The following is an 18842-nucleotide window of genomic DNA, read 5'->3' on the forward strand; positions in this document are numbered from 1 at the left end:
AAACTTTAAAGTGCTTTCACTCTGTTTTCATGAATATCGCTGGTCTGTTGGCGGGAACCTGTGCAGTATGATATCTTTAATGGATGTTCTTATTTACAGATTAAGGAGGAAACTCATGAATCCTATCGGGAAACCGGTCGTGCTCACGGCCAACTTCAAAAAATTAGGCTTGCTGGGCGGGGTTGGCCTGATTTGCTTTTTTATCTTTCAATTGCTTATTCCCTCGCTTAGCAATCCAAGTCCGGAATCATTGATGAATGCAAAGGTCATCAGCAAACAAGAAGCGGTCATACACGCCCTGGACTTCGCCCGTTCCGAGCTGGGCTATACGGAATCACAGCCAGAGAAGCCCGTCGTAACCTATCAGGCTGAAACAGATTTGTACGGTTATTTATCCAGAGAAAAATTGGTTCAAGAGTACGATCGTACATGGAAAAAAAATTATCCATATGAAACCTTTCGGGTTGATTTGCCTGACTCCTCAGCGAAGGGCAAGCTGCAAATTCATGTGGATTTATCCACTGGGAAGGTCGTTAGCTTTAAACGGATCACCTCCAGCACCAATTACACACAGGCTGATGTTTCTACAGATGAACAAGCACAAAGCAGACTTGTACGTGTAGCTGAGGGTGACATGACGCTCGAAGCCAAGGAACAGGCTGCAGCAATATGGATCAAACGCTTTGGCTTTAAGCCATCTGAATTGAAGCTCGCGACCACTGAGGGGGAAGGTGGATTAAAATATACCGTGGACGGAAAGAAAATCGGCGCCTCGGTACTTACGCTGGCTTTTACTTTTGAAGACGGGGTTGTTCGCTCGTTTACCCAAAGCTTTTCGGCCCCTTCGTCCTATACCGACTATGTTAAAAAGCAAACATACTGGGCGAATTGGATGACTTATGCGGGTTATGCCCTATTTAGCTTTGTCCTAGGCGTACTTGCCATTGTGTATGCGTCACTCACCCGACGACATACTTCATTTGTGCGCGGTATTATTCTGTCCATTGTATACTTTATTGCTAGTATAGCTGGGACAATGAACATGCTACCTTTATTGCAAGCTGAAGCAGGCAGTAAGGGCATGCTTATATTTCTTATGGTATTCCAGGTTGGTGTTACCTTCTTCATGGCTGTAGCTATCTATTTCTCCTTGGTAGGCGGTGACGGGCTTATGCGTCAGGTTGGACTAAATGCATGGCCACGGGCCAAAGAGCCAGGCTACGGACTGTATGTGCTTCGCAGTATGTATGTTGGTTACTTGTGGGCCTTCATTTTACTGGGCGTACAATCCATTTTGTTCTTTGTATTGGAGCGCACATTTAATACGTTCTCCACTACAGACGCCACGCAGTCCCCTTACAATATGGCTTATCCATGGCTATTGCCGATTATGGCTTGGATGGCAGGTATTGGAGAAGAAACTGTTTACCGTCTATTTGGTATTCCGATGGTAAAAAAAATAGTCAAGAATACGTTTGTTGCTTGTCTGATCACTACGCTTATTTGGGCACTGGGACATACGCTTTATCCGATCTATCCGGTGATTTCCAGACCTATTGAACTGACTTTTCTTGGTTTGCTGTTTAGTTTCGTGTTCCTGCGTTACGGCTTTATCGCTGCCATGTTCAGCCACGTTATTTTTGACAGCATATTAATGGGGCTTAGTGTGATAAGTTTGGGAGACACCGTGAATGTGAGCGCCGGTCTATTCTGGATCTTACTTCCGGCTATTGTAGGCTACATCATTTACTGGTTTAGTCCCAAAAAGCCTAATCGAATCATGTTTGAACCCATGAAAAAAGAGGAGCCGTATTCTACGACTCCTCCTCCCGAAGGGCAGCTATAATCTGACGAGCAAGCTTATCCCCAATAGAGAGAGGCCGGAAGTCTTCGACGCTGGCCTCTCTTATTTTTTTGAGCGATCCAAAATGCTTAAGCAGCAACTTACGCCGTTTCTCGCCGATGCCTGGAATGGAGTCCAACTGGGAAGTTACCATAGATTTGCCGCGCTGCTCGCGGTGGAACGTAATGGCAAAACGGTGAACCTCGTCCTGGATCCGTTGCAGCAGATAAAATTCCTCGCTATTGCGTGCAAGTGTCACGGCCTCAAATGTTTCTCCCATCAGTAGTTGGGAAGTTCTGTGTTTGGCATCTTTCACCAAACCACACACAGGTATAAACAAACCCAACTCATTTTCCAATACATCGGTTGCCGCTTTAATTTGTCCACGCCCACCATCGACAATGATCAAGTCGGGACGTTCAAGATTTTCCTTCAGCACACGTTCATATCGACGCCGAATAACCTCACGCATCGTCTCATAATCATCTGGTCCCTGCACAGAACGGATCTTGTATTTTCGATACTCCTTCTTGGCAGGCTTGCCATCAATAAAGACGATCATGGCCGAGACTGGATCAGAACCCTGAATGTTGGAATTATCGAACGCCTCTACCCGATGCAGACTATCCAGCCCAATGGCACGTCCCAGATTGCTTGCAGCTTTGGATGTCCGTTCCTCATCCCGCTCGATCAGCTTAAACTTCTCATCCAGAGCAACACGTGCATTTTCCGTCGCCATACCCGTCATTTGCTTTTTCAGCCCACGCTGTGGCACAAGTACTTTTATATCCAACCATTCAGCCAGAGCGAGAGCTGCCGTAGATGGGTCCTCCAGTCCACCGGATAGTTGAGTTTCTGTTTCTGTTTCCCCGGTTTCTTGGTCACCAACTTGAGCTTGATTCGTTCCTTCTGCATAAGCTGCTCGTGCTTCGGCTACCCGCAGTGGGTCAGCAGAACGGTCTGACTCCGTTTGTACTGCTTCCTCATCTGTAATCCCGGTAGTCTCAGCTGTAGTTGCACTGTAAAGCTCAGTTTCTGTTGCAATCGGTTGATCAACATCAGCCGATTTTGCTTTCATCAGCTTAGGAGAATCCGGCAACAATATCTCCTGCGGCACTGCCGGGTTGTCACTGTAATATTGCGTCACATAGGACATAAAATCACTGTAAGCTTCACCGTAGAAAGGGAAAGTCGACATATGGCGCTCGATCATTTTACCCTTACGGACATATAGAATCTGCACACACATCCAGCCCTTATCTACCGAAAAGCCGAATACATCCCGGTCCTTCGCATCAGATGTGGTGATTTTCTGCTTTTCCATCATCGCGTCGATGCTAATAATCTGATCCCGCAGCTCCTTGGCACGCTCAAAGTACAATTCCTCTGCGGCCTCCTGCATTTTACGTTGGAGATCCTTTTTAATTTCCTCATGTCCTCCACTCAAAAAGGAACCAATCTCCTGACTGATCTGGTCATATGTTTCCTTCTCAACCTCTTTCACACAAGGTCCCAAGCACTGATGCATGTGATAATACAGACACACTTCTTTTGGCATCACACCGCACTTGCGCAGCGGATACATACGATCCAGCAGCTTTTTCGTCTGATGTGCCGCGTAGGAATTAGGGTACGGTCCAAAATATTTCGCTTTATCTTTCAGAACGCGACGGGTTACCTCCAGCTTGGGGTGTGCCTCGTTCGTAATTTTCAAGTACGGAAAGGTTTTATCATCCTTCAACAGCACGTTATAACGCGGCTGGTGCTTTTTAATAAGGTTGCACTCCAGAATGAGCGCCTCCATATTGCTGCCTGTAACGATATATTCAAAATCACGAATATCGGCAACCAGTCGTTGCGTCTTGCCGTTATGGCTACCTGTAAAATAGGAACGGACCCGGTTTTTCAACACTTTGGCCTTGCCGACATAAATGATGGTGCCTTCGCTGTTCTTCATCAGGTAACAGCCTGATGCATCCGGCAGCAATGCTAATTTGTGCCGTATATTCTCCAGCGCCTTCTCCTGGTTCTGCAAGTCCTCCGCATAGGATTTCATTCGCCCGGTTCCTCCTTCCATTCTTAATGACTGCTCAACTAACTACTTATATTATATAGGAATAATGCACAAAAACGCCCCCGGTATATATAACCGGAGGCATTGACTGTTCATGGCGCTCCACCAAGCCCCCGCAGGAGCATGGGTCACATTCCATGATTATTGGTGTTTAGTAAGCATGCTTTTCAATGCTTCTTTAGAGTTCAAGCCTACCACTTTATCAACAGGCTGTCCGTCTTTGAAGACGATCAGGGTAGGAATACTCATCACGCCGAAACGGGAAGCAGACTCTGGATTTTCATCCACGTTCACCTTCGCGATTTTGACACTATCGCCAACTTCTGTGGACAGATCCTCCAGAATTGGAGCGATCATTTTGCAAGGACCGCACCATGGCGCCCAAAAATCAACCAAAACGGTTCCTGTGCCTTCGACTTCTGCGTTGAAGGATTGATCGGACACGTTAACAATTGCCATTGTATGTTCCTCCTTTATAGAAAAGTCAACATTATTATAACCTGTAATGTCTGTTTCGACACCCTTTAATTATATCACAATAGTCTTTTAATTGTAAGATATCAAAAGAGCAGGCAGATAACCGCTTATCCTCGCTGATTTTTCCCCTTGACGGTAATGACATCTACAAAAGGACGAATCCGGTCCATCAAGCGTTGTCCCTTGTACATTTCCTCTCCGTCTTTGCTTGTAAAGCTAAGATGCTTCTCTAGCCCTTGCAGCGAGTAATTGGAAGTATAAAAGGTCGGTTTGCGGTTCATTCGGTAATTCAAAATGGAGCCCATTACATGGTCCCGTACCCATGGACTCAAATTTTCAGCACCAATATCGTCAAATACAAGTAGATCACAATTTTTAAGCATTTCAGTCGTTTCTTTGAGCTTCTGTCCATCCTGAATCATGGATTTTAAGTCCTCCACAAAATCAGGCATGTACACAATCACACCGTTGAAACCCGACAGAGCCAACTCGTGCAACAGATAGCCCATCAAAAAGGTTTTTCCCGTACCAAACGTACCTTCCAGGTACAGCCCTTTTTTTAATAAACCCTGACTTTTGGTTTCCTCAATATAGCGGAATACCTGATTTACTGCAGGCACGCGTTGCAAATCCTTGCGCGCAATTTCAACGGCATTATAGCCTTCCAACAGCGCGCGCTCATCTACATAAAAGCTTTTAATTCGCTCGCGCACCCGTTGTTCATGCTGAGAAGCAACCAGCTTGGCGCACGGGGTCCGAATGTCCACCATTTCCGCTGTTCCATTTGGGTACTCCACGCCCAGCTTGCAAAAGTGACCCTGAAAATCGTTAGGACACCGTTCCAATCCCGGACAGTTGTCGCAATTTCGACGATCCCGGGTATACTGAAAGAGCATACTCATATTAAGTCGCAATTGCGTTTCGTCCACATCAGGATGGGTAGCACAAAATTCCTTCACCAGCGGATCATTTAGAACCTGATCGGCTACGCTGCGAGTGCGTTGGCGAAACGAGGGGTTCTGCATCTGCTGTAGCAAATCACCGAGTGATTCCAAGGACACTCCTCCTTTCTAAAATGTGCAGAGTTATCGAGCGGGAGAGACGCTTCGCTACCGACCGCCATAAAGTCGACACATTATTGAATTGGCTTCCACTATACCTTTTTTTGCTTGCCGGATTGCAATCGTTCGGCCAGGCGGAGCAGTTCATCCAGTTCTTCCTCGGATACGGATTCCTCGGAAGGTTGATCTTGTACGATCGGAATAGACGGCTTGGCAGGCGCATTGTTTTTGGCATACGTGCGGGATCTGCCTCCCGAAGAAGAAGCAGTAGACTGTTTTCCTTTTACCTTGGCTTGATCCCTTATATATTGAACGGCCTTTTCGTAAGTGTTTACCTGCTTTAGCAGCATGTTGGAGGCAACGGCCTCGACAAAGTTGCGGTTAATCCGTTGATCGCTCCCCGATACGAGCAGTGACATTAAATAATGGATCAGCACATTGATGACTTCACCAGGCAGCTTATAGCTGATATCTATCTTCTCGAATATATCCAGCAGGTTACCGGGAACCGTGCCGGGGAAAAAAGTTTGCAGCAAACGGCGATAAGGCTCGTTGCGCAGCATCATATTATATTGGTGAATGTCACACTTGGCTGTGAATTGTGGTGGTACCTCTACATAAAACTCCATTTCCACAGCCTGCTCTGCAGGCGGCTCTTCAGGTGTGGAAGTTTCCCTCTGGCGCAAGGCAACCACCTTGGCGACCTGCACCTGCTGTTCCTCCTGACGCTTCCGTTCCTGCCTGGAGTGCTGGCTAGCCCGAAGCTGAAGCTCGTCGAGCAATAAGTCACCTGCTTCGGTAAAAATGCCATCCTCATCCAGCAAGCGGCTAATATCCTGTACAGAGAGATCAAATTTACGTACCACGTAATTGACCATACCTAATTGCTCGTGTTCAAATCGAAGACGCTCCACGTGCTTGCGATTGGCGGATTCACGCGGAAAACGAAGAATAATATCGGCATAGTTCAATGCTTCCTCCGATTTGGACGCTAATGCTCCAGTCTGACGGCTCGTGGACACCTCGGACAGCGCCTGTTCCAGCTCATAATCGATAACATGGGTGTTCAGCTCAAACAGCTCATAAAACGGAACCGAAATATTCTCTTTATTATGGGAAGATTGCGACCATTCGCTAGATTCCCTGCTCCACAACGATTCTCTCAGAGAAAGCACTGCAAACTTACCGATTTTGTCTCTCAACAAAAGGGTGAGGTGCTGCGTTCTGAAAAATTCAGCAGGTGCGAGCGGTGGCTGCATCTCATATTCATACATATAATCGTCCGTTTCAGGCGCATACAGCCTGGACGTCTGCAACAGACCGACAGCCTCCAGCTTGGAGGTCTGTTCAATCAAATACTTGCGTCCCTTCTCACTTGGCTCCAGTCCCAGTGTCAGAAAAAGTCGACGTTGCTGTTCCAACGGCGAATAACCGATCTGTCCGACTGGCACATGCTGGAACAACAGTCGATATAGACTGACCGCAAATGCGCCTACCATCGGCTGATAGACACTTCCCAGCATCAATTCATCCAGTGCGCTCAAGCCAAATTCCCGATAAACGCAGTAGCGGTGGTTCTCAGTATAGTGCAGCAGGTTTTTCATCCGCATTCCGACATTCTTCCTTTCCTGACATAACGTTCTCCAAGATGTTTTACTATTCTATCATACTTGCCCTCGGGTGGGACCAACAAAATAAGGGCAATTGTCCTCCTTTTTGGCAGCCGTATTCGTCCGAGTTCTTCTTTTTTCGAGAATACTAACTATTTTATGACTTTTGTGACCTGCATCATGGAAAAATAATATTCTTCACACTTCTTTCATTGGTGAAAAGCTCCAAATTGAGCTACAATATAATGGTTAAACATCACGTATTGGATACAGGAACGATATACGGAAGTACACATATTTCGGCTAAGCCGATTACATTTACAGATCGTAAAGGAGTGTAGATCGTGAATCAACATCAACCTCAACAAACCCCAGCAACACCCAACGAAGTAACCTCCACACTGGAAGGCTGGTATGCGCTTCACGATTTCCGGTCCATCAACTGGACGGCTTGGAAAACCGCAGACGATGAAGAGCGCGCGGGAGCACTGGACGAGCTTCAAGAGTTTATGAAGGAATGGAGCGTTACCGAGGAAGCAGGCCTGGGCAGCTCGGCTGTCTATACTATAGTCGGACAAAAGGCTGATTTTGTTATGCTGCACCTGCGTGAAACGCTGGAAGACCTCAATAAATTGGAAAATGAATTCAACAAAACAACCTTCGCCAAATATACGACCAAAACTTATTCTTATGTAAGTGTGGTCGAACTGAGTAATTATTTGAGCAAGGAAGAAGATCCAATGCAAAATCCACAAATTGTCGCACGCCTGAAACCTGTATTAAACAAGGCTCGTTATATTTGTTTCTATCCAATGAACAAGAAACGTGATCTGGATGACAACTGGTACATGCTTTCGATGGACGAACGTCGCACCTTGATGCGTAGCCACGGTTTAATTGGGCGCAGCTATGCTGGCAAAGTAAAGCAAATCATCTCAGGTTCCATCGGCTTCGATGATTGGGAATGGGGCGTAACCCTGTTCTCCGACGACGCACTTCAATTCAAGAAGCTAATTTATGAAATGCGTTTTGATGAAGTAAGTGCCCGTTACGGTGAATTTGGTTCCTTCTATGTCGGCAGCGTGTTGAACGAAGAAACATTTGAAGACATGCTGAAGCTGTAGGACTCTAATATATAGAAAAAAAAAGCAATAGAAAAAAGGTTTCCAGGCTCTGGTAGGAGTCGTGGAAACCTTTTTCTGTTCTTATTGTTTTTAGGTGCATCTTGACTACTTGGCTGAGATTAGAAAAATCGCCCTTTTTTCAATACCAGTGGAATGCCGCCAATGATGAACAGATAGCGTAGATCTACGATCTTTTTCAACTGTGCGGCCACCCAGCCTTTGATTTTGCGTTTACCTACTACGGCGACGGCTTCGCCCTTTCCAAGAGATGCAACTGTACCCTTATTGGAGAATACGAACTTGTGCAGCTCCTTTTTGCGGAGCGTAGCGGCCAGATTCTTGGCACAAAGCACTCCTTGCTGCATTGCAATTTGGGCAGTCGGTGGATAAGGGCGGCCTTCGGGATTAAACATCAGAGAACTGTCCCCGATAATGAAAATATCATCGTGACCCGGTGCACGCAGAAAATCGTCGACTTTCACCCTTCCACGCATCACTTCGAATCCGGCTTTCTCGATCAAACCGTTCCCACGGATCCCACCCGTCCAGACGACCGTGCAGGCTTCAATTTTCTCACCCTCACCAACGATTACACCATCCTGCAGGCATTCCTTAATCGGAACTCCAATACGGAAGTTAACCCCTTTACGTTTGAGGACATCCATCGCATACTCCACCAGTTCAGGATCAAACCCTGGTAATGCTGTAGGAGCTGCCTCAACGTTAATGATTTGAATTCGATTAAAATCGATGTCGTAAGCTTTAGCCAGCTGTGGCAGACGATCCGCCAACTCCGCTACAAACTCAATGCCACTAAAACCAGCGCCCCCTACGACGAAATTTAGGCGACCTGGTTTACCATCATTTTTATATAGGGCCAACTGATATTCAATATGCTCTCGAATCAGGCGCACAGAGTTAATACTGCGAATCGTCAGCGCGAATTGATCCATCCCTGGAATACCGAATGTTTCCGGCTCCCCACCTAGTCCGATAACCAAATAATCGTAGGATAGCGAGCCATCCTCCAGCACGATTTTTTTCTCCGTTGGTATGATTTCCTTAACTGTTCCTTTGACTAAATCCACCTTGAACTCATCGATGAGCTGCGCAATCGGAATCCTCGAATGCTCAATCGTATCCGTGCCTGCCGCAGGCATGTGAAGATGAGTCGTAATATAGTGGTAATCATGACGGTTGATTAGCGTGACAGTTGCCTCATTGTGCTTGAGCTCCTTTTGCAATTGCTGAGCCGTCAATATTCCGCCATATCCAGCGCCCACAATGACAATTTTGGGAATACTGCTCATGCTTCTACCCCTTCCGATATACATAATCATTCAATATTCACAACTTTTCTCTCAACACGGTTAATTTATACTCACAGGAAAGTCTTCATCAAATATTAATCGCTTTAACTTTGCAAGAGGAACCCAGCAGTTTATAATGATAAGCAGTGAATCATACGTTCGGCGGCTATCTGAACCTCTATGCGGCTGATTCAATATCTACAATTCATACTATCCCTTTCGGAGGTGTTTTTAGAGTGACAGCTCAATCCACAGGTGCGGAGATCCGCGATCTGATCATAATCGGAGGCGGTCCAGCCGGTATTTTCGCCGCTTTTTACGGAGGAATGCGTCAGGCATCCGTCACCTTAATTGAAAGTATGCCCCAACTGGGCGGCCAGCTTGCAGCCCTTTATCCTGAAAAATATATTTATGACGTTGCTGGCTTTCCTAAAGTGACTGCACAGGAACTGGTCAACAATTTGGTTCAACAAATGAACCATTTTAATCCAGAGGTGCAGCTAGAAGAGAAAGTTGTATCGTTAGAGAAGAAAGAAGAACGCCACTTCATCGTCAAAACAGACAAAGGTGGCGAGTATCATGGTAAAGCGGTTATCATTACCGCTGGCGTGGGTGCTTTCGAGCCGCGCAGACTGGAGCTTCCAGGTGCCGATCGTTTTGAAAAAACGAACCTGCATTACTTTGTCAGCGACCTGAGCAAATTTGCAGGCCGTAAGGTGCTAATCAGTGGCGGTGGTGACTCTGCTGTAGACTGGGCCCTTATGCTGGAACCGATTGCAGAACAGGTTACATTGATTCACCGCCGTGACAAATTCCGCGCGCATGAACACAGTGTCGAAAACCTCCTCGCTTCCAAAGTAAACGTTATTACACCAACGGAAATTGCAGAATTGCATGGGGAAGATACGATTACGAAGGTCACTCTTGCTCATGTAAAAACCAAAGAAACTCAGGAAATCGAAGTGGACGATGTCATCGTTAACTTTGGATTTGTATCCACACTTGGCCCGATTGCTGAATGGGGAATTGAAATCGAAAGTAACTCCATCGTGGTCGATTCTCGTCAGGAGACGAATATTCCTGGCATTTTCGCTGCAGGAGACATCACCACCTATCCAGGCAAGCTCAAGCTGATCGCGGTTGGCTTTGGTGAAGCCCCTACGGCAGTCAACAACGCCAAGGTCTATGTAGATCCAGACGCCAAGTTGTCTCCCGGTCACAGCAGTAACATGAAAATGTAGTTAATTTAGACTATGACAAAAAAGGGTATTTTACTCCAGGTTTGAATCTCTGGAGTGAAATACCCTTTTTTACGGTGTGCCTATTCGTTGCAGTGATTGTCCGTAAAGTCATCCGAACCCTGAATGACTTTACAGTCGCAGTACGAGAGCTTGTCCGGTCTAATGAAGGACTACGGCTGTATTCATCTCTAGATTTCTTTTGTGAATTTCAGCCAGCAACAGTGCAATGAAGTCACATTCAAGTTTAAGCTCGATTGCCATCTGATAGGAATCCAAAAGCATTTCATCCGTCAGCATAGCCATCCTCGACACAACCTTTCCTTTTATTTCAAAATCTATTCTATCAAAATACCAAAAACGGAACAAGCGTTCTGTTATCCACAGTCAATTGTGGAAATCCTGTGTATAAATTGTTGGTAAGTGTCGTTAACCCTTATATGTGACAGGGGATAATGTGGACAATATTTATACACAGAATTTTGGCGATTAAACGCAAAAAAAAATTTTTTTATGTTTATACAAATATATTATATTTAGCATCTTGTTAATAGATTATAATGGTAACTTTTTGAAAAAAACATGAATTTATTGAGGTCTTGTGTTTACCTCTAAAATCCATATCCGTCCATTCCAATCAAGCCCGTAATCAAATCCCAGTTGTCCGATCCCGGGAAATCTCCTTTCGAGTATAGGAATACAGTGCTGTGTAAGTTCAACGATCTCCCGCCGCTTTCGTATAGCTAGCCGTCGCGGATATATTATCCGAAGTGCCTCTGTTCCCTTCAACAAAGTTCCTCCTTTGCACAGATTCGTTATGACCAGTCCGGGACGAGCATGACGCGCCACCACTGCACGAAACTCCCATTTTCCCCCTTCCTTTACGACTTTGACTCGATAGTCAACAGGTCTACCTTGGATACTTGCTAGTTGAATACCTTGCTGAATGAGATACGGACGTTGGATTCGGAGCTTATCGATTCCGACTACAAGCGCACTAAAATGGCTAAACCGATGTGTTTGTTCCATACGCGTACAGGTATAGCCCCTCCCCTCCTTTGTCACGCGCATGACTCCGACCCCTCCGCCTCCTTTTACGGGTTTTATAAATACAAAAGCATGCCGCCGCAGCATCATGCGCAATTGTTCTTCACTATATAGACAGGTTTCCGGTATATAAACGGCGGTATGTGGATGATGGAGGAGGGCCTTCGTCTTTAGCCATTTGCTTGCAAGTTGTCTCATCTAATTCTCTCCTTTCGCCGTCAGGTATACTTATACATACTCAATAGGGGTGTGCTATTCTTGGATGTTTGTCAGGATCATGTGTCTATTTCGACAAGATCATGGTGAACGGTAGCATGCACCGGACAACACTGGTACAATGACAATAATCTGAATACCATTTAGAACGGAGCAGTTGAATTTGCTGGCAAATGGTTTCTTTCAACAAGGAGGTCAACTCATGAATAGCAAAATTGGCATCATGGACATTGGCTCAAACTCTATACGTCTCGTGATCTATGAAATGACAGAGACAGGAGCTTATCGAATTGTGCAGGAATGCAAAGAAGCTGCTCGGCTGAGCGAAAAGGTTGGGGCCAACGGTCGTATGGAACGAGAAGCAATACGCAGCATCGCTCCATTGTTACGCCAATTTATGGAAGTGTGCCGTATGCACGGGGTTGTCCGAATGCGTGCAGCAGCAACAGCGGCCATCCGCAATGCGGCGAATTCGGACGAAATCGTTCAATGGATTGCGGAAGAGACAGATCTAACATTGGAAATACTGAGCGGGGAGCAAGAGGGCTATGCCGGTTTTCTGGGCGTAGTGAATACAATGAATGTGAGTGACGGAATTATTATTGACATCGGGGGCGGCAGTACCGAAATTACGCTGTTCCGTGATCGGACACGACTGCATACAGTTTCATTTCCCTTTGGCGCAGTCAATATGAATTGGCGCTTTGGACGTGAGGTCAAGAATGGCGAATGGTCTCCTGGACAGATTGAGGAAATGGAGAGCTTTGTCCGTTCTTCACTGCAAAACCATGATTGGATCTTCTCCAATCCGGGTCTGCCGTTTATCGGGTTGGGTGGAACTCTCCGTACTTTGGCTAAAATCAATCAGAAACGTCGGGATTACTCGCTTCCTGTGACACACCATTACGAAATGACAATAGAAGATGTCGATTATTTCTATAGTAGTCTGCCTCATCTGCCCTATGAAAAACGCAAAAAAACAGCCGGCCTGTCCAAAGACAGAGCCGACATTATCGTACCGGGGCTCATTATATTGAAAACGATCTTTGAAGCTGCTCAAGGCTCCGCGTATTTGGTCAGTGGAGCGGGTCTGCGAGACGGCCTGTTTCATGAGCTAGTCAACGCTGAGCAACCTGTGGTGGCTAACCCGCTCATCACGTCGATTCGCAATATCCTGTCGTTTGCTGTCCCGGTTAGCGAAGCGCATGTCAAGCGGGTTAACGAGTACGCCGTCCGGCTCTATGACACTTTAGCTGAGGGAACCTCAATCGCTATGGACAAACGCTTGTTACTAACTGCAGCAACTCTTTACAAAACAGGCGCAGCCTTGAATTACTATCATTTCCGCCAGCATTCCGTGTTCTGGATCTTGCACGCAGGCATTGGCGGTTTATCTCACCGGGAAACGGTGCTAGCCGCGCTGATCGCTGATTACCACCCCAAAAATCGGACCCCCCGCTTGCTGCGTACACATGCAGATATTTTGGAGCCTTCCGACGAAGAACGTGTACATCGGCTCGGCTCGCTGCTCCAGCTAGCAATCGGCATGGATCGTAGCGAATCCGGCATCATCACCAGCATCCATCCCACGACAGGAGACGATGCGCTGCATATTCGTCTGGAAAGCAGGAGTGAACCGATTCTGGAACAACGAGATCTGGTGGCTGTCGCAAAAGATTTTCAAAAGGCCTGGAATCTTACGTTGTCGTGGTCCATTCTTCCTTCTTCCAGTTTTTAACCTTCATCGCTTCGAATTGGCTCCTAATGGGAGCCTCTTCGTTGTTTCTTGCTACAAATTGATAGCTACCATTAGGTAAAAGCTGGCGCGCCTTTACATTATCTTTCAAGGATAAACGTAAAATATCCACCAGCATTTCTTTGATTCGGTCGTCATAAATCGGGCACATCAGCTCAATCCGGCGAGTCAGATTGCGAGTCATCCAATCGGCGCTGGACAAGAATAGCTCCGAATGATCTGCATTTTCAAAGTAGAACAGTCTGGAATGCTCCAAGAAACGGTCGACAATGCTGATAACCCGAATGTTCTCGCTAAAGCCCTCCACGCCAGGGCGTAAACAGCAGACCCCTCGAATGATTAAATCAATCTTTACACCTGCTTGAGAAGCCGCATATAGTTCATCAATCATTTCCTGATTGGATAAAGAATTAATTTTGGCAATAATACGCGCTGGCTTGCCTGCAAGTGCGTGCTCCGCTTCCCTGCGGATCAGCTCAAACAGCTTATTTTTCATTCCCGTCGGGGCTACGGTGAAAGCTTGCGGAGTCTTGAGCGCCGAGAAACCCGTGATTTCATTAAACAGCTCAGAGGCATCCTCACCCAGCACCGGATCCGCAGTGAATAACCCGATATCCGTATATACACGAGCTGTGCTTTCATTGTAGTTACCAGTTCCCACATGCACGTATCGTTTGAGCACATTACGTTCATGGCGTACTATTAGAATAATTTTGGCGTGCGTCTTCAAGCCGACCAACCCGTAGACTACATGACAGCCAGCTTTTTCAAGCGTACGCGCCCAAGCAATATTACGTTCTTCGTCAAAACGTGCCTTCAGCTCGACCACTACCGTCACCTGCTTACCCGATTCGGCTGCACGTGCCAGAGCCGGAATGAGCTTCGATTCTCCATTGACACGATACAGGGTCATCTTAATGGCCATTACATCCGGGTCCTCTGATGCCTCAATGATAAAATCAGTTACCGCATCGAATGATTCATACGGATGGTACACGAGCACGTCCCGTTTGCGAAGTACGTTAAAGATATCCTCTTGCGGAGGCAGTTCTTCCGGATACAATGGTTTGATTGCCGGAAACTTCAGATGCGAATACCCCTCCAAATGATCGGCAAAAGACGATAAAAACGTCAGATCTAACGGCCCGTCGATCTCAAATACATGATCGAACAGCTTGAATTCGCGTTGAAGCTCCATCAGAGCAAACGGGTTAATCCCTTTCTCCACTTCCAGTCTGACCGGTGCTCCCCGCCGTCTTCGACGCAGCTCTTTTTCAATCTCTTCGAGCAAATCTTCGATCTCTTCTTCATTAATGGACAAATCAGAGTTACGCGTAACCCGAAAGGCATGAACCGCCTCGGGTATATATCCGGAGAACAGCGTTTGTATATGATGCTTAATCAGTTCCTCAATTAAAATAAATGATTTCTTCTTGCTATTGGAACGTAACGGCACCGAAACAACACGCGGAATATTGGAAGGCACCTGCACAATGGCAAAAAGCGGCTTATCCTCCTCCGTATCTCCCGGACGTTTCAAGACAACTGCTAAATATACGTATTTATTGTGAACTAGTGGAAAAGGACGGCTCTGATCGACCGCCATCGGTGTGAGCACCGGAAATATAATTTCATGAAAATATGCATCCAGCGACTTGCGCTGTGTCGTATTTAAGTCATTATATTCAAGTAGCAAAAGACCTTTTTTCGTCAATAGGCGAGAAATATCACGATAGGTTCGATATTGCTCGGATACCATCGAGACGGTACGCTTGATCAGCCGCTTGTACAAACCGGAGGGGGTATATCCCGTAAAATCCTTTTGCATAAAACCAGCCTTGATCTTCTCGCGCGTCTCTGCAACACGAACAGCCATAAACTCATCCAAATTACTGGACACAATTGCTAAGAATTTGGCTCTCTCCAGCAACGGTGTATCTGCATCTTGAGCCTCCTGGAGCACACGGCGATTAAATTCAATCCAGCTTAAATCTCGGTTAAAGTAACGTTCTGACCCGGCTTTATCCTTCTTCTGACTCTCTATCAACATATGGCCTCCATCAATTTCATGCAGTATAGTTACCCTTTATTGTACTATTAGATGAAACGCACTAGCATCACAGAAGTGTAAACGCAATGTAAAATGTGTGTAAACACATAATGGATGTCGAAAAGGTCAAACGGATGCTTTACAAAAATAGCATTAAGCGGTACAGTGTTTACGTCTGTTTCATAGAGTAGAATACCTTTTTCAGTTGTTTAAGTTCATTATGATGTCTAATAGCCACTTAGTAGCCACGTTCAATTGCTGATTTTCAAATGGCATGATATAGGGAGGATTTACGTTATGGAACCCAAGAAAACGCCACGTGTACTGCAAAAAAACATCGAATTTTTTACCGCGGCGCTGTCTCAACACCTCGTTTCGGTCTGGCAAGAAGACCCTGCAGGCGTGTACTGTGAGATAGGCTGTGGTTATATCGAATTGTTCAGCAGCGAGATGATTCGGGTGCGCAATCAGAATGGGACCCCAAGCCATTATGACCGCAATATCACAATGTTTCAGCTAATCACGAAGGATCAGCCGATATAATTATTATATGCTATGTCTGCGCTGTTCTTCCAGATTAGAATGGTTATATGTTTAAACTACCAATTTTCATATCTATTGAACCTTGCAGGTTTCTCCGAAAAAGCGCCATAGAGCGCTTTTTTTGTCGACTTTTTTTTGAACATCGTTTGGAAAAGCAGTATGATAAGAAAGCATATTACCTAAATTTAAAGGGGAATCAACCCATGGAGCATACAACATCAGATGGGCGCATCCTGGTCATGACCGCGGTTGAAGGCGAACGGGAGGCTGTGCTGCGCGGCCTGAAAGGCGACACTCGCTTTGTGGTCGAACTGGCTGGTGTAGGCGCTCCGTCCGCAGCGGCTTCAACCGCGCTGGCACTAGCTACAGGCGATTACCGTCTAGTCATTAGCGCCGGAATTGGGGGTGGCTTCGTGGAGGTCGCTGCACTGGAGAGCGTCGTCGTTGCTGACGCGATTATTGCCGCCGACCTGGGGGCAGAGACGGCAGAGGGTTTCAGCAGCGTGGACGAGCTGGGTTTTGGCTCCAGCCGCATTGCCGTGAACGCTGCCACCACGCAGCGATTCGTTCAGGTGCTGCGTGATGCTGGCCAGACGGTCGTCGCCGGACCGATCCTGACCGTCTCGACGGCCACCGGCACGGCGGTAACAGCGGAACGCCTAGCCAAACGCATTCCCGGAGCTGCTGCCGAAGCGATGGAAGGTTACGGCGTTGCCGTGGCGGCCAACAGGTTCGAGCTGCCGATGATGGAGATTCGCACGATTTCCAATGCTGTTGGTCCACGTGACCGTGCAGCCTGGCGAATCAAAGAGGCTTTGCAAGCGTTGGAAGCCGCATTTTCTACATTAACGGAGGTTATATAGATGCAAATTGCTTTTTCACCTTGTCCTAACGACACTTTTGTCTTCCATGCCTTGGCTCATGGATTAATTCCGGGCGCACCCGCGCTGGACATTACATTCGCCGATATCGACATCACCAACAATCTGGCGATCACACCAGATGGACTTGATATCATGAAAATTTCGTACGCTGCACTTCCTTGGGTGCTGGATGAATACGCCCTGTTGCCTTGTGGCGGCGCACTGGGCCGGGGTTGTGGGCCGCTCGTGCTGACTAAGGAAGGTTCCACCGTCGAAGGTCCGGAAGCCCTGTCCGGCAAGCGTGTAGCTGTTCCAAGTGAACGCTCCACTGCTTATCTGCTGTTCCGCCTATGGGCGGCCAAGCATGTGCCTGGGGGTGTCGGCGAGATTGTCGTGATGCCGTTCGACCAAATTATGCCTGCTGTCCGTGACGGACATATAGATGCTGGATTGGTGATTCATGAAGCACGCTTCACATATCCGTCCTATGGACTTAGCAAGCAAGTTGATCTGGGGAACTGGTGGGAAGAAGATACAGGACTGCCAATCCCTCTCGGAGCTATTATTGCCCGTCGTACGCTGGATCTGGATGCGATCACCAACTGGATACGTGCCTCTGTCGAATATGCTTGGAAACATCCCGAAGCTTCGCGTGAATATGTATTGTCTCATGCGCAAGAGCTATCACCCGATGTTGCCCAATCGCATATTGACCTGTATGTGAACGATTTTACCGCTAATCTGGGCGATAGCGGTTATGCCGCCATCGAAGCCTTGCTCGGTCGCGCCGCACAGGAAGGGCTGGTGCCTTCGTTTGATTTAGCCAAACTGCGCCTTACGTCCACAACAACACGTTAAAAGGCGCAGACATGCCATGCATGTTATCTCCTGAATAAAGCAGCTTAAACATATAAAACCTCCCGAACGAGCACATTGCCTAGCCATGCGCCCCATTCGGGAGGTTTTATGATTTCAATTCATGATGCAAATCTTCATGAGATCTCGCTTGATCCTTATTCTTAGCTCTGTTCTTGCTCCACGACCTCGGTCTTAAACACGTTATCCAGTTTGGTACCCAATCGTTTGACCAGCGGCACCTTGATATCCCGACTCAGCTCCTTGAAAAAAGCGTCCATGTCACAATTAATCTTATCCAACACGACCTTTACGGTGCCCTCTTCCAAAATCTGCTCATTCAGATCCTCAGGTACCGTAACCGAGATATCATACTTCTTGCATAACGTTTTAATGTAGCGGCTAAAGATTTCGATAAGCTCCTCATTGTTGAACTTCTCAACTGCAACTTGCCCTTTGTTCGTAAATTTCAAATTCACTCTCACGTTAGCATTTCCCCTTTTCCTTTTGACCATTTATTTTGGATAAACGTTGAACCCTTCAGAGGCTCTTCAAAGAAAGGGCCTTACCGGTCGTTTTAGACTCTTGTCCTTTGATATACTAAGTATAACACATTAAGTCCGTTTTCATTTCCCAACTTGTCGTTTTATGATAAAAAATGATACATTTTGCGCATTTTCAGCATAATTTCTTTCTTTTCATGCCAATCATTAGGAATAGTTTATACACAAATACACAAGAAAACGCCTATCTGGCAAAAGAAAGACGTCTCCAC

General features: G+C 46.6%; 16 protein-coding genes. 7 read left to right on the top strand and 9 right to left on the bottom strand.

The features are described from left to right. Nucleotides 1-115 precede the first annotated feature (115 nt). A complete protein-coding gene (locus EGM68_RS20660) occupies nucleotides 116-1846 on the top strand; it encodes a CPBP family intramembrane glutamic endopeptidase (protein ID WP_129549933.1) in 1731 nt (576 codons plus the stop codon). Here the strand turns inward: EGM68_RS20660 and uvrC are convergent. From uvrC to EGM68_RS20680, 4 genes are all read right to left on the bottom strand, one after another. Continuing rightward, nucleotides 1815-3899: an excinuclease ABC subunit UvrC gene (uvrC, locus tag EGM68_RS20665; RefSeq protein ID WP_058711981.1), complete on the bottom strand. Its 2085-nt coding sequence runs from the start codon at nucleotides 3897-3899 to the stop codon at nucleotides 1815-1817. The genes EGM68_RS20660 and uvrC overlap by 32 nt on opposite strands. 159 nt (nucleotides 3900-4058) lie before the next feature. Next, nucleotides 4059-4376 carry a thioredoxin gene (gene trxA, locus EGM68_RS20670; RefSeq protein ID WP_010347861.1) on the bottom strand — a complete coding sequence of 106 codons (318 nt, stop codon included), beginning with the start codon at nucleotides 4374-4376 and terminating at the stop codon, nucleotides 4059-4061. Nucleotides 4377-4501: 125 nt separating this feature from the next. Continuing rightward, a complete protein-coding gene (gene dnaI / locus EGM68_RS20675) occupies nucleotides 4502-5449 on the bottom strand; it encodes a primosomal protein DnaI (protein WP_129549934.1) in 948 nt (315 codons plus the stop codon). Between the two features lie 98 nt (nucleotides 5450-5547). After that, the gene (locus EGM68_RS20680) at nucleotides 5548-7065 is read right to left on the bottom strand and encodes a replication initiation and membrane attachment family protein (RefSeq protein ID WP_129549935.1); all 1518 of its coding nucleotides are present in this window, start codon (nucleotides 7063-7065) and stop codon (nucleotides 5548-5550) included. Between the two features lie 344 nt (nucleotides 7066-7409). On the opposite strand from EGM68_RS20680, the gene hemQ reads away from it, so the two are divergent. Beyond that, nucleotides 7410-8189, top strand: coding sequence for a hydrogen peroxide-dependent heme synthase (gene hemQ / locus EGM68_RS20685; RefSeq protein ID WP_013372883.1), 780 nt, complete (start codon nucleotides 7410-7412; stop codon nucleotides 8187-8189). A gap of 119 nt (nucleotides 8190-8308) precedes the next feature. Here the strand turns inward: hemQ and EGM68_RS20690 are convergent, their stop codons facing one another. Further along, a complete protein-coding gene (locus EGM68_RS20690; RefSeq protein WP_058711979.1) occupies nucleotides 8309-9499 on the bottom strand; it encodes an NAD(P)/FAD-dependent oxidoreductase in 1191 nt (396 codons plus the stop codon). A 236-nt stretch (nucleotides 9500-9735) separates the two neighbouring features. Between EGM68_RS20690 and EGM68_RS20695 the strand changes: the two genes are divergently transcribed. Further along, on the top strand, nucleotides 9736-10740 hold the full coding sequence (locus tag EGM68_RS20695) for an NAD(P)/FAD-dependent oxidoreductase (protein ID WP_013372889.1): 1005 nt from the start codon (nucleotides 9736-9738) through the stop codon (nucleotides 10738-10740). Between the two features lie 159 nt (nucleotides 10741-10899). Here EGM68_RS20695 and sda read toward each other — a convergent pair whose 3' ends face one another. Together sda and EGM68_RS20705 are read right to left on the bottom strand one after the other, a co-directional pair. After that, a complete protein-coding gene (gene sda / locus EGM68_RS20700; RefSeq protein ID WP_007431918.1) occupies nucleotides 10900-11043 on the bottom strand; it encodes a sporulation histidine kinase inhibitor Sda in 144 nt (47 codons plus the stop codon). Nucleotides 11044-11325: 282 nt separating this feature from the next. Beyond that, complete coding sequence (locus EGM68_RS20705) at nucleotides 11326-11982, bottom strand: YheC/YheD family protein (RefSeq protein ID WP_129549936.1); 657 nt, start codon at nucleotides 11980-11982, stop codon at nucleotides 11326-11328. A gap of 220 nt (nucleotides 11983-12202) precedes the next feature. Between EGM68_RS20705 and EGM68_RS20710 the strand changes: the two genes are divergently transcribed. Continuing rightward, entirely contained in the window at nucleotides 12203-13738 is a 1536-nt protein-coding gene (locus tag EGM68_RS20710; protein WP_129549937.1) for a Ppx/GppA phosphatase family protein, read from the top strand. Here EGM68_RS20710 and ppk1 read toward each other — a convergent pair. Then, nucleotides 13698-15806 carry a polyphosphate kinase 1 gene (ppk1, locus tag EGM68_RS20715; protein ID WP_129549938.1) on the bottom strand — a complete coding sequence of 703 codons (2109 nt, stop codon included), beginning with the start codon at nucleotides 15804-15806 and terminating at the stop codon, nucleotides 13698-13700. The two genes, EGM68_RS20710 and ppk1, sit on opposite strands and share 41 nt — an antisense overlap. A 297-nt stretch (nucleotides 15807-16103) precedes the next feature. Here ppk1 and EGM68_RS20720 point away from each other — a divergent pair, with 297 nt between their 5' ends. The 3 genes from EGM68_RS20720 to EGM68_RS20730 all read left to right on the top strand — a co-directional run bounded on the left by EGM68_RS20720 (nucleotide 16104) and on the right by EGM68_RS20730 (nucleotide 18070). Then, nucleotides 16104-16349: a hypothetical protein gene (locus EGM68_RS20720; protein ID WP_025674119.1), complete on the top strand. Its 246-nt coding sequence runs from the start codon at nucleotides 16104-16106 to the stop codon at nucleotides 16347-16349. A 203-nt stretch (nucleotides 16350-16552) separates the two neighbouring features. Next, nucleotides 16553-17212 (top strand): futalosine hydrolase, encoded by a 660-nt coding sequence (locus EGM68_RS20725; protein WP_129550357.1) that lies wholly within the window; start codon nucleotides 16553-16555, stop codon nucleotides 17210-17212. After that, nucleotides 17213-18070, top strand: a complete 858-nt coding sequence (locus tag EGM68_RS20730; RefSeq protein WP_129549939.1) for a 1,4-dihydroxy-6-naphtoate synthase — start codon at nucleotides 17213-17215, stop codon at nucleotides 18068-18070. A gap of 161 nt (nucleotides 18071-18231) precedes the next feature. Here EGM68_RS20730 and EGM68_RS20735 read toward each other — a convergent pair whose 3' ends face one another. Further along, the gene (locus EGM68_RS20735; protein WP_013372898.1) at nucleotides 18232-18552 is read right to left on the bottom strand and encodes a hypothetical protein; all 321 of its coding nucleotides are present in this window, start codon (nucleotides 18550-18552) and stop codon (nucleotides 18232-18234) included. Nucleotides 18553-18842: the final 290 nt, after the last annotated feature.

The organism is Paenibacillus sp. M-152 (assembly GCF_003856555.1).
Classification (GTDB): Bacteria; Bacillota; Bacilli; order Paenibacillales; family Paenibacillaceae; genus Paenibacillus; species Paenibacillus polymyxa_C.

What these genes read in the sequence shown, in the direction of transcription:
- EGM68_RS20660 (WP_129549933.1), top strand. Translation starts at nt 116, where the DNA reads ATGAATCCTATCGGGAAACCGGTCGTGCTCACGGCCAACTTCAAAAAA.
- uvrC (WP_058711981.1), bottom strand. Translation starts at nt 3,899, where the DNA reads ATGAAATCCTATGCGGAGGACTTGCAGAACCAGGAGAAGGCGCTGGAG.
- trxA (WP_010347861.1), bottom strand. Translation starts at nt 4,376, where the DNA reads ATGGCAATTGTTAACGTGTCCGATCAATCCTTCAACGCAGAAGTCGAA.
- EGM68_RS20680 (WP_129549935.1), bottom strand. Translation starts at nt 7,065, where the DNA reads ATGCGGATGAAAAACCTGCTGCACTATACTGAGAACCACCGCTACTGC.
- EGM68_RS20690 (WP_058711979.1), bottom strand. Translation starts at nt 9,499, where the DNA reads ATGAGCAGTATTCCCAAAATTGTCATTGTGGGCGCTGGATATGGCGGA.
- sda (WP_007431918.1), bottom strand. Translation starts at nt 11,043, where the DNA reads ATGGCTATGCTGACGGATGAAATGCTTTTGGATTCCTATCAGATGGCA.
- EGM68_RS20705 (WP_129549936.1), bottom strand. Translation starts at nt 11,982, where the DNA reads ATGAGACAACTTGCAAGCAAATGGCTAAAGACGAAGGCCCTCCTCCAT.
- EGM68_RS20710 (WP_129549937.1), top strand. Translation starts at nt 12,203, where the DNA reads ATGAATAGCAAAATTGGCATCATGGACATTGGCTCAAACTCTATACGT.
- ppk1 (WP_129549938.1), bottom strand. Translation starts at nt 15,806, where the DNA reads ATGTTGATAGAGAGTCAGAAGAAGGATAAAGCCGGGTCAGAACGTTAC.
- EGM68_RS20720 (WP_025674119.1), top strand. Translation starts at nt 16,104, where the DNA reads ATGGAACCCAAGAAAACGCCACGTGTACTGCAAAAAAACATCGAATTT.
- EGM68_RS20725 (WP_129550357.1), top strand. Translation starts at nt 16,553, where the DNA reads ATGGAGCATACAACATCAGATGGGCGCATCCTGGTCATGACCGCGGTT.
- EGM68_RS20730 (WP_129549939.1), top strand. Translation starts at nt 17,213, where the DNA reads ATGCAAATTGCTTTTTCACCTTGTCCTAACGACACTTTTGTCTTCCAT.